Consider the following 16,134-nt stretch of genomic DNA (forward strand, 5'->3'; position numbering starts at 1 on the left):
CTAATTTCCAAATTTACAACTTAGGCTCAACAGGATCTGTTAAGCCTAAAAACACCAACTATGATGTTATATGTTTATAACTAGCCAGAACAGAGCAATGATGTGGGTCTAGGATTTTAGACCATGCCTATAAGTGATAATCTACTCCCCAATAAGCATGGGAAATGCTTGTTTTTGGAGTCAACCATGACACGAAGAAAACGTCGTAATCATTCAGCAGATTTTAAAGTTAAAGTTGCTCTCGCAGCAATTAAAAGGCGACCACACACTCGCTGAACTTTCTACTCAATTCGACTTACATCAAAACCAAATAATTGATTGGAAAAATCAACTGCTTGAGCAATCAATCAATATTTTTTCACGACCAACAGCACAACAAGAACCAGAGATTGACCTCAAAGCTCTACATGCCAAGATAGGACATCAGGCATTGCAAATTGATTTTTTAGAAGGTGCGCTCAGAAAAATAGGGCAGCTGAGCGGCAAAAAATGATCGATAAGACCCATCAACTTTCGGTAAGACAACAATCGCAATTGATTCAAATCAATCGCAGTACGTTGTATTACAAGCCCAAAGAGGTTTCATCAACTGATTTGAGTTTGATGCGTCTGATCGATGAAATTCATCTCGACTACCCATTTATGGGCAGTCGAATGATACGAGATATGCTACAGCGTCAAGGGCATCAAATAGGTCGGCGTAAAGTCCGACGTTTAATGCGCTTGATGGGAATACATGCCTTGTATCCCAAACCCAATACCAGTAAGCCTAATCTTGCACACCGTATTTTCCCATATCTGTTGAAAAACATGGTCATCGATCACTCTAATCAAGTCTGGTGTACAGATATCACGTACATTCCTATGGCTAAAGGCTTTGTCTATCTGTGTGCAATTATAGATTGGCATAGTCGTAAAGTACTGGCTCATCGTGTATCGATCAGTATGGAAACAGACTTTTGCATAGATGCGTTGCAAGAAGCAATTGTGAAATATGGTTGTCCAGAGGTGTTTAATACAGACCAAGGCAGTCAATTCACAAGTGAGGCATTTTTGAATGAGTTAAAATTGCGAAATATCCGTATCAGTATGGATGGGAAAGGACGGTGGAGAGATAATGTGATGATTGAGCGGTTATGGCGCAGCGTGAAGCATGAGGAAGTCTATTTGAAGGCTTACGATACGGTTAAACAAGCGAAACAATCAATTGCTGAATATTTGGATTTTTATAACATTATACGTCCTCATTCAAGTTTGAATAAGGCAACACCAAATGAATTTTATGATCAACATTTACTAAAAGTAATGGCAGCATAATTTAAATATTTAGAGCGGATTTATCACTTATAAAACTGAATTGAGTGGTCTAATTAACGGAACCACATTAATTTGTATTCAATCCATGTTGCAAAGCGACTGAAGCAATTGAAACGTCCGGTGCTTTACAAGCCTGAACGATCTGCTGTTTAAATTCAGCACTGCATGTTCTTCGTTTTTTCTCAAGAGATGTGATGGATGTTTGGTTATTTGTAGTCATAAATTTAGTCCCCACTTGTTTTTAAGTAGGGACTAAATTAAGGCTTATAGGATGAGTTCATAAGGTGTGTTCAGCGAACGCTTACGTTTTGAATAGATTTAAGAAATTAGGCAGACCTCATACCCAAGTTGTCACTTGAATTTGGATAACTTAGGGAAGATCTATCTCTAAAGCCTTTATGCAACAGAGTCGTTTTTATCCTAGGGTCCTTACCACTTGTATTCTTTACGAACATATATCTAAAAAAGTGTAGCAAGTTGCTACACTTTTCGCTAGATCAGCTCTTTACCAAAAATATCATTCAGTCTTTCACGAATACTTTGAACGAATTCCGGATTGTTTTTAAGTTTATGCTTCATATTTCGTTTAAAGTCATTCAGCCCCATACCAATTTCAGCAAAATCCATTTGGAATAAAGTGTCATTAATGACAATATTTGCTTGAGAGTCAGTGAGGCATCCTACTTTTTTAAACCACTTCTTGAACTGCTGATAATTTTCATCATTATTAAAAATATACCAAGAACGTACATTCGTATCGAATTTAGCCCCTAATTCTTTTACGGATGCATTGTCTTCAAATGGAACATCAAGATAGATTTTTTCGATCACTGCAATTTCATCCAGTGCCTTATCAGCAATCCGATGATGCAGTTTAAAATTCACACCTACAATTGGACGGCCTTTCTTAACAGTTTCATACTCTAATTGTAGATCTGTATTTTCGTTAATTTCTGCCACTATTTTGTCTAATACATAGCGTCTAAAATCTACCCAGCGATCATATTTGGTTTCATTAATATCAATCAGTGCTTTCAAGTTTTCTAAAAGTAATGGCACTTCATAACTCTTTTGATTGGCGTACTTAAATTCGTTTTTAATGAAATAAGTATAAAGACTCATACTGGCAACAGAATCTAGGGCAAAAAGATGTTTTAGCTGATAGGTAGTAAAATTACCCCCAGCCAGTTGAGTGAAATACGGCAACACCTCACTGGTAAAACGAATCTGAATTGCATTTTTAGAGTCATCTTCCCATCTTAACTCACGGATAATGGGAACGACAGAATGTACTTTTTTAGTCTTTCTCTTACCATTATCAGCAGGCTCCTCAATAATAAAATGAGCTACCCGGGATGAAAGCTCTTTATAGATCCGATCTATTGCAACATTAATTGAGTTACGTTTATTTAATCCTAGTAAATCTGCCAAATCATCCTTATACAAATAAATATAAGTTTGTTCGGTAATTTCACCATCTACCCTATTTTTCTCACTATAATTCGCAACCGCCATTGCATATAGAAGTGCCTTATATTCATTGGATGACAACTCGATTGGGCGAATTAAGCGGTTACTGGTACTGACAACGCCATTATGGCGAATGTTGCCTATACAGTAGGGAATATAATTCGTTTCTTCTTGCAATGGTTCAGATTCTGTCATAACCGTGATATTTATAATTTGACTTAGTTTTTATATACAAAAGTGGAAAAACTTTCAAGACTTTCACCACAAGATTCTAAAAGTGGAAGGTCCGTCATCAAAAAAAAGCGTTATTATCCGATTTTTTGCCTTTAAAGTGGAATTAAATACAGTATTTCCACCCTACAGTGACAGACCTTCCACCTTTAGCCCCCGAAATTACAGTTTAGAATGACTATTTTTACTTTTTTCACCCACATTCAGATAGGTTAAGTTAAATAGAAACCCTGATGTGACAAGGCTTCCACCTTTCAGTTAGATTCGAAAGGTATAACTGCACATATAATCATCAGGAAATATCCAATAAAAACAGATTATCCACAGGTTAAGAACATACAGTGACAACCCTTCCACCTTTAAGGCTTAGTTACGAGACTTTATTAACATATTAAATAATTGTTTTTTAAATTATTTTTAAATGAAAATAGCGGTTTAAAAAATAGCAGTGACAAACCTTCCACCCTAGTGACAGACCTTCCACTTTAGAGTGACAAACCTTCCACTTTAGAGTGACAGACCTTCCACTTTAGAGTGACAGACCTTCCACTTTAGAGTGACAGACCTTCCACTTTATGGTGACAAACCTTCCACTTTTAAAACTCTAAGCATTTGTTTTATATAATAAAAATTCACTCTTAATTATTAATTAGCTAAATAACTAATTATTCTAATTATTAATTAAGCTAGCTTAGTTAAAGATTTATTTTTAAGCTGTTTTACATCTGAACAAATAGGATTTATAAATTTTAAAACTATAGTAAGATGAGTGAAAGTTATTTATATTACTAAACATTCAAATACGGAAGCATCTGACACGCATGTCTGCAAAAATTATTACTGTTGCTAACCATAAAGGCGGATGTGGCAAAACAACGACTGTTGTGCACCTAGCCTCAGAACTTGCCAATCTGGGCAACAAGGTTTTAGTCATTGATTTAGATCCTCAAGCAAACGCAAGTTTACACATTGGGATCCAACATCCAAGCGAAATTGTTGTGACTACAGCAGAATTACTAGTGGGCGATATTTCGTTGTTGGCAGATGCATTACAAGAAGAAACGAACTTTGAAAAAGTATCATTAATTTATGGTTCCTTGAATTTAGGAAAAACTGAAGACCAACTAAAAGAAGAAGCTCCCCGTCCTTCTGAAGAGTTAAATATCAAGTTAGAACTGTTAAAAGATCTTTATGATTTTATATTGATCGACTGTCCACCTAGTCTTAAATTATTAACCAGCAATGCCCTGGCATCTTCAACACATGTCATTATCCCTATCGAATCCGGATCACAATATGGATTGTATGGGGTAACAGATCTTTTAAATCATCTTGAAAAGATCAAACGTATTAATCCAGATTTAGAGCTTTTAGGCGCTTTACTAATTAAGCATGATGAACGTCAGAATGTCTGTAAGCTGATTCGGAATGAAGCCTTGAAACAGGTAGGAAAACTTTTAGAGACTACCATTCCTCAAAGTACTAAAGTTAATCAAGCAGCGATTCTGCAACAATCACTTTTGAACGTAGAAAAAAATTCAAAAGTACGTAAGGCTTTTGAAAGCCTTGCCAATGAAATTGTAGCTAAAGTTTAAACCTGAGAGTATTATGGCAAGCACCAAAGAGCTTTTAGCTCAGAAACTGAAACAGAATACAGAAAAACATCAGCAAGCACAGAAAGACAATATTAGAGAGCTGAAAGAGTTTAGACGTAATGTTCCTATTGAGGATATCAGCCGTAGTCCAAACCAGCCGCGTAAATTATTTGAAGAGTCACAATTAAAAGAACTGGCGGATTCCATTGACGAAGTCGGTCTTTTGCAGCCCATTACAGTGCGTAAACTTGATAATCTGAAATATGAACTCATTGCAGGCGAGCGGCGCTTACGGGCGCACCATTTACTCGGCAAGTCTGTGATTGAAGCCATTATCATTGATGCGAATAATGTAGAAGCATCTTTGTTAACCTTAGCAGAGAATTTAAAGCGTCAGGACCTGACAGATTATGAAATTTTTATTGGCCTGAACTCACTTGATGAGAAGTTAAAGAAAAACAAGCAACGTTTAGCCAATTCACTGGGTTTAAATCGCGAAGATATGTACAAGTATTTAGCGTACGAAAAACTGCCTCAAGTAATTTTAAATGACCTTGATGTGGAACCAGGCCTACTAGGTCGTACTGCTGCAACTGCATTCAAAAAATTTCTGTCGGATCATATAGAGCAACTTTCTGAGGCCGAAAAGGCTTTGCTAGGGGCTTGGGAAAAAGTAAAAGACAAAAAACTAGAGCAAAGTAAAGTTACTGCCTATGCTGAAAAAATATTGAGTCAGGATCCAGGAAAACTGACCACAACATCTGTGGTTAGAAAAATTGAATATGCAGGTAAGATTGCGGGGAATATCAAACTCAATCAAAAACAGCTTAAGGTTTCTCTGAATATCTCGGAAATTGACGAAGCTAGTCTCTTACAACTAGAAGATTTTTTAAAACAGCTTATTCAGAAAAGTGAAAAAGTGTAGCAATTTGCTACACTTTTTTTTGACAATCTCAAACTAGGGCGTGTCATCAATTAAGCCAGATAGATCGCTGATAAGAAGTTTTGAGCCAATTTATCATAGCGTGTGGCAATAGCACGATATTGTTTGAGCTTGGCAAAAAATTTCTCGATCAGATGTCTTGCCTTGTAGATATGTCAATCATAATCACGCTGATCAATAGAATTACTTTTCGCTGGCATCACAACTTGACCCTTCGCCTCTAAAATTAGATCAATGACCCGATCCCTGGAGTTGTAGGCTTTATCCATAAGCCAGGTCTGGCTCAACGATAAGTCCAGCAACACATCTGAACCGTTTAAGTCATGAACCTGCCCATCCGTGAGATAAAATCCTGTCGGGTTGCCTAAAGCATCAGTACGGGCATGAATTTTGGTGCTTAAGCCCCCTTTACTGCGCCTATTCGCCTGATTTCCCCCCAGCGCTGTGTTGGTAAGCACGTACAATGGGGTGCAGTCTAACATCACATATTCATTGTCACGGTCATGTGACAGCACTTCAAAGACTCTCTGCCACACACCTGTTTTAGCCCAAAGACTAAAACGAGTATGCACTACTCTAAAATCACCGAAGCGTTCGGGTAAGTCTCGCCACGGGATACCTGAACGATAGCGCTTCAACAAATAGTCGGTTATCTTTGGCCGTTACTCCAACAGTACCCATTCGTCCAGGTAACAGATCTTTAACCTGTTCCCACCAATCATCTATTAATGCATAGCGTTTATTCATGAAGAAATTATGAGGACCGGTAGGATTTTCTCAAGCTAATTGATGACACACTAATTCAAAATAAAAAAAGGTTTTTAAATATTATTTCTATAAGTCAATGTGACATTGACTTATACCAGGTTTTAATTGACTCAGCTTAGATAGTGTATGGGGGCCTAAAAAATTAATTAATTTATGTCTATAGAAAAAATAGAAATAAATGTTCATATATCAATGATATATGGTTGTTTTTTATAATAAATAGCCTAAGCAATTATTAGTAAATATATGTTTTTTGGATATGGTATAATTAGCTAAAAATCCAGACATCAGTGGTAAATTAAAATAAATCTTAAAATATGCCAGCCTTAAACCACAGCTTTAATTTTTGCCTACAGACAGCAGCTCAAGACGTTACCTAGTGTCACGTTACGGAACCACACTCAGTGAGCTTGCCGAATTCAACAGATCTAGAGATCTTAGTATATTGCCCTATAAATCCCATTTTCTTAAAGATTACCTTTAGATAGTCAAAGGCATTCAAGTGTACAGATAGGGACTGTGCCAGGAAACGTGCTAGTATGGAGGTGGGCAATAACTGCTTAGAATCAAGGTACGTGATTTTCTCAGTCGACTATTACGAATAGCCGCCATTTGGTAGATGCCTTTTAGTTAGATTGAACCGTCACCACTCTCCTAGACAAATTTAGTCTATTCTTTTTGCATAAATGATAACATTATGAATGGACAACGATATTCTCTCAGAATCACGTATTAATCATGCTGCTAAACATTCTCATTAAAACAAGGGAATGCATCTTTTTACTGATCGTACCTTGTTTTTAATTTTCCTCTGTTCTTTAATTTAGTACTATCTTTATCATTTATGAGCACTCACTGGATTCACTGAATGAAGTATATGGAAATCAGAGATTTGATTGAGGCTGAATTGAAAAATTATAGTTCTAATCAAATGATTCCATCCGAACGGTACTTGGCATTAAAGTTTGACTGTTCAAGGGAAACAGTGCGTAAGGCCTATGAACAGCTTCGTGCCGAAGATAAAATTTTCAAACGGCAAAATCTCGGCTGGTTCGTGAGTAATAAAAAAATTCAATATTCTCCAAACTCAATTGAAAATTTTCGTTCTTATATGAAGGCACAGGGTTTTAATGTCAGAACTGAACTAATCTCGACCAGACAGTTGGAGCGATTGGATCACAGTAATCTTTTTAGTGAAGAAAATCGTAAATTGGGCTTTATTGAAATTATTCGTTTACGTTATGCTGATGATGTACCTGTACTTCTAGAATATAATTATTTACCTGTTGCGCTGTTTCCAAATGTGCTGAATTATGATGTGATTACTTCGGTACAAGATGTCATTAAAAATCACTTTCATTATAATTACACGAGTAGTCAGTTAAAAATTAAAAATACCGGTGTGTCTCATTTTGAGAGCCAGCACTTAGGTATTCCTTTAAGTCAAACCGCCACTTATATTGAACGTATTTCAAAATCAGATGATCTAGTGATTGAATATGACATCGAAATCTGGTCACAGGACAAAATTGAAATGACCTTAGATATTCAAGCATAAGCTTATATTTATATCCTGCCCATTCAAATCCTAAGAAGTTAAATGGTTTTAGGATTTTTTTTATTTTCTTAGATTAGCATTAGACCGCCTTCATAAATCATTCTTACTCAGTTGCAAATTATAAATTCCAGCAACTAGATTGAATCTCAAAAGGGGGGCTTTTAGCTCTATTGCGATAACGTTCTGAAAGCATTTTGAAAGTTTTTAGACTGCCAATCCATACTTAATTTCTATTCTTCTTTATTGATTTCCTGATTATAGATTTTTAGTTCAGGATCCAGTTTACAGCGGCTTTTGGCCTCTAATGGCAACAGGGTATTGGGAAGCGCGTTTGATTGAGGTTAAGCAGGCAGGGAAAATTAGACGTTATATCACTTTATTAATGGACCCAAAGACATATCCACTGATAGGCTTGGCGAAGCTTTATGCTCAGCGCTGGGAAATAAAAATGTGTTACCGAGAAATCAAAAGTGATTTACAGGAGGGCAAGCATTTGAGGAGCAAGCAACCTGATTTAGTTTATCAAGAATTATGGGGGGTATTGCCTATAATATTCTAAGAAGACAATGAAACATATGGCTCAACGTGCAAAAGTCAGTCCTTTGAGAACCAGCTTTCATATTGCATCTATTGGCATTCTGAATATATTAAGATTCGACTCTTTAAACTCCGCAGGTAATTTACCTAAACATTTAGAAAGTTTACTGGAAAAATCTAAGAGATATGTTTTGCCTGAGAGGGAGTGAGGAGTTGCCCACGAGTTATGAAAGGGACACCACAGAAATACCCAAGAAAATGCCAGTCAATTTCTTAACTGACCGGCATTCCTTTAATTAAGGGCTTTCAGATGATTCAGATTTTTTGTCTTTCTCATTTCCATAATCTAAAGCAACCTGTTGTGCTTCGGCGGCGGCAGTTGCTTCTATTGGAATGGATTCATCTGCAATAGCTACTGTTCCAGTAAATCCAAATAAGCTCAGGATTAGAATCTTTGAATACTTTTCCATCTGAATTTCCTCTATGTTTCTAAAACTTAATTTCAGTGTAGAGGCTAAGTTTAAATTCCGATGTATGAGCTATGTCTGCGTATGTAAGATATTCAGGATCCAAGTTATAGAACCTTGGGTTTAGGTAAGAATACTTATCGGATGAGTTTTTTTTGTAGCGTTAATTGGCCAAATACAGACCGATTTTCTTAAAAATCTTTTATAGCGAAGATAATTTAATGGCAAATTATAAAAAGAGCATAGCAAATGGTCAACTGCGGTAATCCCCCCTACAATAAAATCCAAGAAGAAATAAACAATATGGAACCAGGTACGATGAAATGGATCAGCAATAATATTGAGTTAAATGACATGCAGGGTGTCCATGCTTTCTTATTAAGTTTAGAAGAAGAAGGTGGTGTTGATATGATCGCAGTAGGTCATGAGTCTTATATAGGACATCGCCCAGTACATAAGGTTAAGTTTGAAAAGAATTAGCACCTCCTCTGAGAGATTTTTCTTTACCAGCCCTATCTTTGTAACATCCAGTAATTTTTTTGTAACCTTATTGTTATTTATTGTTCACTTTGTTTATTATATAAAAGATGAAAGGTGGAGAATTTAAGATGCTCACTAAGGTCGAGGCCATTGTGATTTCACTAATGGTAATTGCATTAATACTCATTATTTATGAAATGGGATAAGGACTTAATTGGACTTTATAAATGCTTTCTCAGCTTAAAAAAAGTTCTCAATTGATGGCATTAATTTATTTATCAGAAGTTTCAGAATTTTGATCTTATGCTTGGCTGACTAAAGATGAATAATATCTATATTGGTGATATTGTTTACCTAGTTTACGGTAGTCATCCAATGATGGTTGAAAAATTGCACGATAATTTAGCTGCTTGTATATGGTTCAGTGATAAAAAACATTTTTTCCGTAAGAATTTTCCCTTAAATATCTTAATAAAAAAACGTAATTCAACAAAATATACCTGTATAGATTAAGCTTGAAAATTATCTTAAAGCTTCAATAGAACTGAATCAAAGCACCTTAGGCGGGCGAATTCAAACATGAGGTGCGATAGTTTCAAAAGCCTTATGATAATCAATAAGCTGAGAAAATTTCTCTAATAGTGTAAGCCAATCTAACGCTTTTCTAGGACGAGTATTCAGTGACATGGCAACTTGATTTAAATAATGCTGATCTGCCTGATTTAAATCAATCCCTTTAGGTAAATATTGCCTAATTAAACCATTCATATTTTCGCATGTGCCTTTTTGCCATGGTGAATGTGGGTCACAGAAATATACATCTATGCCTAAATTTTACCATCTCACGTCCACGGTCATAGGTCAACGTTTCACGCAGTTCTCAGGTAAATATTTCAGAGCTTTAGTTAAAGCCTTGCGCACTGATTCTGCCTTTGCATCAGATAATGTTGCCAAGATACAGAGCTGTGTATTTCGTTCAATAAGTGTTGCTATCGAACTTTTATTGTCTTTACCTTTAATTAAATCGGCTTCCCAATGACCCGGTATCTTTCTTGAACTTCGGCTGGGCGCTCATGAATAGTTTTAATATCCTGTAATATAGAATCTTTTTTAGGTTCACCGTTAGCTTTTCGCTTTTTATTTTCATGATGCAGACAGGATAATAAGTCTTTTTTCAACTCACCCTTTGGTAATGCTCGTATCGTTGAATAAATCGTTGTATGGCTTACATTCATTGTTTGATCCAAATCAGGAATTGTCTTTAAACGCTTCGATATTTGCTGAGGAGACCATAAACAACGGATCGCTTCAACAATAAATCTCCAGAGGATTGAATCGATTTTGAGCTTTCTGTGACTACGTCTACGTCTAGCGAAGGTGTTATCAGAAGCATATCGAGCTTGATAAACGTCATTGATACTATTTCTTTTAAGCTCACCATAGATCGTACTTGGATGTCTTTTAATGAGTTCGGCAAATTTTCTTGGTGAAAAGCCTTCTTTTCTTGACTCAAGCATTAATGCAGTACGATCTTCAAAGTTAAGATGATGGTATGACAATTTTATATACTCCATACCCTTTAAATTAATTAGGTGGTTTATGTCGCACTTCAAGTTTTACTCTGCCTTGCCTCTAATATTATTGAGAAACTGATTGATCAAAGTATTTCAAATTAAGAAATAAATAATTTTATATTTAGCTCTGATGGGATAACCATCAGGGTATTTTTTTGTCATTAAAATCTAATTTGAGACATCATTATGAATGATTTTTTTTAGAAACGAATCGAAGCATCAAAATCAATGACATTGAAGTTCGTCAGATACAGATGAAAGACTTCGATACCTGGGCAATCCATACTGAGCCGTTAAAGAACTTCATTAAAGACCAAAATCATTCAAGTGTACAACCATGGCATGTGTTACTGATCTGAACAATGAATCACTGGTAGAATTTGCTGCTGAGGAACATGGATTTAAAGAGCTACTTAGTGAAGTCATGAAAATGAATTACGGTGCATTTCAAAACTATGTTATCGCTTGAACTGAGGATCAGAAAGCTTGTTTGAATTGATGTATTTCATCCGCAGATTATGCGCGAATGCTAAGAAATCTGGAGTTCGAATATTAACCAAAAAGAAGATCATTTTCTGATTTATGCGAGAGATCTATTCTATTTTTATATTTATAAGGCTAAACTTGCCTTCAATTTAATACTGGTATGTACCACTTAATTTTAGGGCGTGTCTTCAATATTAAATGTATTTAAAAATACTGTTTGCTTGTTCGCCTAAACGATGATTTTCCATTATTAGATAATGATCTAGCTCAGGAATAGTGATGATGACCATAATTACCAATGATTTAGGTCATGGTATGGGCAATGCCTGGGAAAATAAAGACTGGGCACATATTTCTGATCCAGAATTACAAAGTCTGCAGCAGCAATATTCCTGTTTACAAGGTCATTTTGAGATTTTGTGGTATAGTCCCCGGCCATTTTCATCTGCGGCGCTGGTCAAGGTGGAGCAGGATTTTGTGAGCAGGGATGAAGCAGTCGCGCATCAGTATTTGATCAAGCGCAGTCATTGTTCATTTCGTCGTGCCCAGGATATTTTACAGGAGCATGCCGTTCTTCAGCATTTAGCCAGCAAAGAAATTCCTGTTGCAGCATTGATTAGGTCAAATCAAGATCTGACTGCTTTAGAGCTGGGTGACTGGACCTATGAAGTCTATGCAAAAGCAGCCGGTTTAGATCTGTATGCAGATCAGCAATCCTGGAAACCTTTTTTCTATGCTGAACATGCCGCCAAGGCAGGGGCTTTACTGGCCAGACTACATCTGGCGATGCAGGATTTTCCCGAACAGCAGGGCAGATCAGCATCTTATTTGGTTTCCAATCAGCAGCTTTTAGACAGTGAAAATATCATTACAGCCATTCAACAGCGCATTGCAAACAGTTCAGAATTAAGCCGTTATTTTGCCGATAAAAATTTAGATCCTTACTTTTTAGATCGAATCTTACAGGTTCACCAGCGTATTCAGCCTGTATTGCAACAGGCAAGCAAAATTTGGACCCATAACGATTTACACGCTTCTAATCTGTTTTGGTCAGCGCCGGATGCCAAAGCTGAAATTACTGCCGTAATTGATTTTGGTTTATCTGACCGAAACTCTGCACTTTATGATCTGGCTGTGACGATTGAACGTAATTTCATTGATTGGTTGGAATTAGAGCAGAGCCCACATATTCAGATTGATGAAGCTGGTTTAACTGCCTTTCTACATGCTTATTTTTCTGAAGTACATCCACAAGAAGATTTTAGTATTTTGCCAGAACTACTGAAAATCGTGCATTTGGATTTCGCTTTTTCAGAGCTTGAGTATTTTGTTGGGATTACTCAAAACCAGCAACATGCAGATGCTGCTTATTACGACTGGATTATCGGTCATGTGGACTGGTTCTTTGGCGAACAAGGTCAACAATTTACCCAGACCTTAACCCGGCTCATTCAAGATGAATTGCAATCTTCTCAATGCTCTCTCTAAACCCAGCATCATCACCCACTTCACAGACATAAGGTTTCGTATGAACACTCGTCAACTCAAACAGAATGTATTAATCCGATCTTTAAATATGATCATTCTGTCGCAGCTGTGTTTAGTCCCGCTGACTTATGCTGAAGACGATGTTCAAAAGCTTGACACGATTGTTATCACAGCCGATCAAAGCATTCCTTACTCGAGTGCTAAAGTGAATGTTGAGGGATTTGCTACGGACAGTCTGCAAAAAATACCTGCATCGGTCTCTATTTTGACTGCTGATCTCATTGCTGAACAACATGCTCGTGTGCTGAGCGATGTTATAAAAAATGATGCAGCCATCGGTGAGGGCTATGCTGCAATTGGCTATTATCCAAACTTTGTCTCGCGTGGCTTTGCACTCGATTTGGCATCTAGCTACCTCATTAATGGCAATGTGATTCGTGGTGAACAAAACGTCGCACTTGAAAATAAAGAACGTGTGGAAATTTTAAAAGGCATGTCCGCGATTCAAAGTGGGATGTCGACCCCGGGTGGGGTTGTGAATTATGTCACCAAGCGACCGAAAGATATTCAGGCACTGACATTCTCGGCCGATCAACACGGCCAGTTTTCAGTGGCAACTGATCTCGGTGGTTTTTGGGGTGATGAGCAACAATTCGGATATCGCATCAATCTGGTGAATGAACAGATGGAGTCTTATGTCGATCATGTCGATGGTGAACGCTATCTAGCGGCATTGACCTTAGATTGGAAAACATCTGAGCAATCCAAATTAGAATTTGATCTTGAAGCACAGCGTTCCGAACAAAAATCAGTGCCAGGTTATCAATTACTGGATGGTAAAGTCCCAGAAAATGTGAAATGGGACCGATTGCTGGGTTATCAGACTTGGGGCAAACCGGTCACGATCGATAGTCTGAATAGCAGTTTAAAATATAGCTATGCATTGAATGATGACTGGAACTTGGGACTCGTCGCAGCCCACAGTAAATCCAAGGTTGATGATTATTCGACATTTGCTTACGGTTATTATCGAGAGGGATGTCTGGAAGAGTATTCCTGTAACACGTTTGGTAAAGCTGGCGAGTATGATATTTACGATTATCAGAATCCAGATGAAACCTTTAAAACCAACCAATTTAAAGTCAAACTAGATGGGGTGATTGATACCAATTGGGCGCAACATTATCTAAATTTTGATATTACACAAACCAATAAATCGCGAGATCGTTTTGCTGGTGTCAATGAATGGATTGGTGTAGGTAATATTTATACAGAAACCATAGATTTTTCCCCAGTAACAGCGAATGCTGGACCAAAATATCAAGCACTTAAAAGTAAACAAACTGCATTTACAGCATTAGACCGTATTGAATGGAATGAACATTGGACCACTTTAATTGGCGGAAAATGGATCGAGCTTGATGAGCAAGCACATGCTTATGATGCAGAGGGTAAGCAGGTAATAAAAGTCCGCGATACCGATTTAGCTAAATTTTTACCGCAATTCGCAATCAGCTATAGCCCCTTGGAATCGACTACCGTCTATGCCTCGTATGCCAAAGGCTTGTCAGATGGAAAATCAGCACCTTGGTTTGCAGAGAATGCTGCTGAAACCCTAGCACCGATCTACTCAGAGCAATATGAAGTTGGTTTCAAACAACAGATCAAGCAGTTCTTATTGATTGCCTCGCTATTTGATTTACGCCAAGACAACCAATATAGCAAGCCGATTTCAGGACTTCGCTATTTTGTTGCGGAAGGCGAACAACATAGTCAGGGTCTGGAGCTCGGACTGAATGGTGCATTAACCGATCATCTGGCCTTAACTTCATCTTTTGCCTTGACTAAAGCCCGTTTAGAAAATGTAGAAGCGGTTGAATATGGTAATCATCAGGCGCAAAACGTGCCAAAAGCTCGTTTCGCAACACATCTTCGCTATAACGTACCGAGCATTGCAGGTTTCACTGTTCTGGCAGGTGGTCAATACAGTTCCAGCAAATATGCCAACAAAGAGGGTGCTGCGAAAGTTGCAGGTTATAGTGTGGTTGATTTAGGCGCTGCTTATCAATTTAAACTAAATACGACCGATGCATTGCTACGCTTGAATATTAATAATCTGTTCAACAAGAAATACTGGCGTGATGCAGGTGAATTTTTGGGTGACGATTATTTATTCTTGGGTTCGCCGCGTACAGCAACCTTGTCATTCAATCTGAACTTCTAAATTGGCTGCTTAATCAGGTTATATTGCTATGGAAAATATAGAAATTGCAGCGTTTATTTTAAACGTTTTAGGTGTCTGGTTGACGTCTAAACAATATAAAGCCTGCTGGTTGGTGAATATTGTCGCTGTATTTCTGTATATCATTATTTTTTATCGTGTCAATTTATTTGCAGACGCAGCATTACAAGCTGTATTTATCTTGATGCAACTGTATGGATGGTATAGCTGGACGAAAAAAGATCAAGATCAGGATCTCAGCGTACAAGTTGGCTATTTGAATCAGAAAATCTGGGTATATAGCCTGATTGTGGGTATCGTCGCTGGTCTGGTGATTGGCGCTTTATTTGCTCATTTCACCACAGCATCACTCCCTTGGTTGGATTCCATGTTAGCCTCTTTTAGCTTGGTGGCAAGTTATTGGGCGGCAAAAAAATATATTGAAAGCTGGGGATTATGGTGTGTGTTAGATGTGATTTATGTCGGCATGTATAGCTATAAGTCATTGTATTTAACCGCCGTGCTTTATTTTATTTTTATTCTTCTGGCACTCAATGGCTGGAGAATGTGGCGAAATCTTTATAGAGTGAAATTATCTTGAAATGACACTATTGCAAATAGAAATTTGAGGTGATGCTCTTTCCTTTAAAAAAAGTGTTTATAGACTAAAAACTTTATTTGAATTGGCCGCAGCTTGAAGATGTTGCTGATATTTTGTGAAAGCTAGCTACCATACATTCAAAGCGAACCGAAGTTCGCTTTGAATGTATTTCACTTCTTAAAAGAACCCGGCTGGTTTGGTCGAATAGCTCACTAACAGATTTTTGGTTTGTTGATAATGATCCAGCATCATTCTGTGATTCTCACGACCAATGCCGGATTTTTTATAGCCACCGAAAGCCGCATGCGCAGGGTAGATGTGATAACAGTTAGTCCAGACCCGACCTGCCTGAATAGCACGGCCTGCACGGTAAGAGGTATGCGCTGAGCGTGACCAGA

11 protein-coding genes and 5 pseudogenes are annotated in these 16,134 nt (G+C 37.4%); 10 read left to right on the forward strand and 6 right to left on the reverse strand.

Annotated elements, in window-relative coordinates; genetic code table 11:
* Positions 1-186: 186 nt before the first annotated feature.
* Positions 187-1,317, forward strand: a pseudogene (locus NI470_RS14470) (IS3 family transposase).
* A gap of 70 nt (positions 1,318-1,387) precedes the next feature.
* Here the strand turns inward: NI470_RS14470 and NI470_RS14475 are convergent.
* Both NI470_RS14475 and NI470_RS14480 read right to left on the reverse strand, forming a co-directional pair.
* Positions 1,388-1,537 (reverse strand): annotated as a pseudogene (locus NI470_RS14475) (transposase); the annotation flags it as partial.
* A gap of 272 nt (positions 1,538-1,809) precedes the next feature.
* Positions 1,810-2,982: a replication initiation protein gene (locus NI470_RS14480; protein WP_004647771.1), complete on the reverse strand. Its 1,173-nt coding sequence runs from the start codon at positions 2,980-2,982 to the stop codon at positions 1,810-1,812.
* An 857-nt stretch (positions 2,983-3,839) separates the two neighbouring features.
* Between NI470_RS14480 and NI470_RS14485 the strand changes: the two genes are divergently transcribed.
* The gene (locus tag NI470_RS14485; protein WP_004647772.1) at positions 3,840-4,613 is read left to right on the forward strand and encodes a ParA family protein; all 774 of its coding nucleotides are present in this window, start codon (positions 3,840-3,842) and stop codon (positions 4,611-4,613) included.
* Between the two features lie 13 nt (positions 4,614-4,626).
* Positions 4,627-5,538 (forward strand): ParB/RepB/Spo0J family partition protein, encoded by a 912-nt coding sequence (locus NI470_RS14490; RefSeq protein WP_004647773.1) that lies wholly within the window; start codon positions 4,627-4,629, stop codon positions 5,536-5,538.
* A 50-nt stretch (positions 5,539-5,588) separates the two neighbouring features.
* Here the strand turns inward: NI470_RS14490 and NI470_RS14495 are convergent.
* A pseudogene (locus NI470_RS14495) lies at positions 5,589-6,303 on the reverse strand (IS5 family transposase).
* An 889-nt stretch (positions 6,304-7,192) separates the two neighbouring features.
* Between NI470_RS14495 and NI470_RS14500 the strand changes: the two are divergent.
* Positions 7,193-7,882: a GntR family transcriptional regulator gene (locus NI470_RS14500; RefSeq protein ID WP_004647775.1), complete on the forward strand. Its 690-nt coding sequence runs from the start codon at positions 7,193-7,195 to the stop codon at positions 7,880-7,882.
* A gap of 316 nt (positions 7,883-8,198) precedes the next feature.
* Positions 8,199-8,696, forward strand: a pseudogene (locus tag NI470_RS15850) (IS4 family transposase); the annotation flags it as partial.
* A gap of 19 nt (positions 8,697-8,715) precedes the next feature.
* Here the strand turns inward: NI470_RS15850 and NI470_RS14510 are convergent.
* Complete coding sequence (locus NI470_RS14510; protein ID WP_004281965.1) at positions 8,716-8,889, reverse strand: hypothetical protein; 174 nt, start codon at positions 8,887-8,889, stop codon at positions 8,716-8,718.
* Positions 8,890-9,204: 315 nt separating this feature from the next.
* Here NI470_RS14510 and NI470_RS14515 point away from each other — a divergent pair, with 315 nt between their 5' ends.
* Positions 9,205-9,366: a hypothetical protein gene (locus NI470_RS14515; protein ID WP_155118360.1), complete on the forward strand. Its 162-nt coding sequence runs from the start codon at positions 9,205-9,207 to the stop codon at positions 9,364-9,366.
* A gap of 573 nt (positions 9,367-9,939) precedes the next feature.
* Here NI470_RS14515 and NI470_RS14520 read toward each other — a convergent pair.
* Positions 9,940-10,940 (reverse strand): annotated as a pseudogene (locus NI470_RS14520) (IS30 family transposase).
* A gap of 337 nt (positions 10,941-11,277) precedes the next feature.
* On the opposite strand from NI470_RS14520, the gene NI470_RS15800 reads away from it, so the two are divergent.
* The 4 genes from NI470_RS15800 to pnuC all read left to right on the forward strand — a co-directional run bounded on the left by NI470_RS15800 (position 11,278) and on the right by pnuC (position 15,736).
* A complete protein-coding gene (locus tag NI470_RS15800) occupies positions 11,278-11,409 on the forward strand; it encodes a hypothetical protein (RefSeq protein WP_005100775.1) in 132 nt (43 codons plus the stop codon).
* 299 nt (positions 11,410-11,708) lie between these two features.
* A complete protein-coding gene (locus NI470_RS14525; protein ID WP_253148819.1) occupies positions 11,709-12,914 on the forward strand; it encodes a phosphotransferase enzyme family protein in 1,206 nt (401 codons plus the stop codon).
* A 40-nt stretch (positions 12,915-12,954) separates the two neighbouring features.
* Positions 12,955-15,138, forward strand: a complete 2,184-nt coding sequence (locus NI470_RS14530) for a TonB-dependent siderophore receptor (RefSeq protein ID WP_253148808.1) — start codon at positions 12,955-12,957, stop codon at positions 15,136-15,138.
* A gap of 28 nt (positions 15,139-15,166) precedes the next feature.
* On the forward strand, positions 15,167-15,736 hold the full coding sequence (gene pnuC / locus NI470_RS14535; protein ID WP_004647790.1) for a nicotinamide riboside transporter PnuC: 570 nt from the start codon (positions 15,167-15,169) through the stop codon (positions 15,734-15,736).
* A 177-nt stretch (positions 15,737-15,913) separates the two neighbouring features.
* Here the strand turns inward: pnuC and NI470_RS14540 are convergent.
* Positions 15,914-16,134 (reverse strand): aldehyde dehydrogenase family protein (locus tag NI470_RS14540; protein WP_253148481.1); only part of this gene is annotated, 221 nt, incomplete at its 5' end.

Source organism: Acinetobacter lwoffii (genome assembly GCF_024129115.1).
GTDB classification, from domain to species: Bacteria; Pseudomonadota; Gammaproteobacteria; order Pseudomonadales; family Moraxellaceae; genus Acinetobacter; species Acinetobacter lwoffii_T.

Bases quoted from the DNA above. Each gene is read 5' to 3' on its own strand.
- NI470_RS14510 (WP_004281965.1), bottom strand. From the start codon at position 8,889: ATGGAAAAGTATTCAAAGATTCTAATCCTGAGCTTATTTGGATTTACT.
- NI470_RS14480 (WP_004647771.1), bottom strand. From the start codon at position 2,982: ATGACAGAATCTGAACCATTGCAAGAAGAAACGAATTATATTCCCTAC.
- NI470_RS14490 (WP_004647773.1), top strand. From the start codon at position 4,627: ATGGCAAGCACCAAAGAGCTTTTAGCTCAGAAACTGAAACAGAATACA.
- NI470_RS14500 (WP_004647775.1), top strand. From the start codon at position 7,193: ATGAAGTATATGGAAATCAGAGATTTGATTGAGGCTGAATTGAAAAAT.
- NI470_RS15800 (WP_005100775.1), top strand. From the start codon at position 11,278: ATGGCATGTGTTACTGATCTGAACAATGAATCACTGGTAGAATTTGCT.
- NI470_RS14515 (WP_155118360.1), top strand. From the start codon at position 9,205: ATGAAATGGATCAGCAATAATATTGAGTTAAATGACATGCAGGGTGTC.
- pnuC (WP_004647790.1), top strand. From the start codon at position 15,167: ATGGAAAATATAGAAATTGCAGCGTTTATTTTAAACGTTTTAGGTGTC.
- NI470_RS14530 (WP_253148808.1), top strand. From the start codon at position 12,955: ATGAACACTCGTCAACTCAAACAGAATGTATTAATCCGATCTTTAAAT.
- NI470_RS14525 (WP_253148819.1), top strand. From the start codon at position 11,709: ATGACCATAATTACCAATGATTTAGGTCATGGTATGGGCAATGCCTGG.
- NI470_RS14485 (WP_004647772.1), top strand. From the start codon at position 3,840: ATGTCTGCAAAAATTATTACTGTTGCTAACCATAAAGGCGGATGTGGC.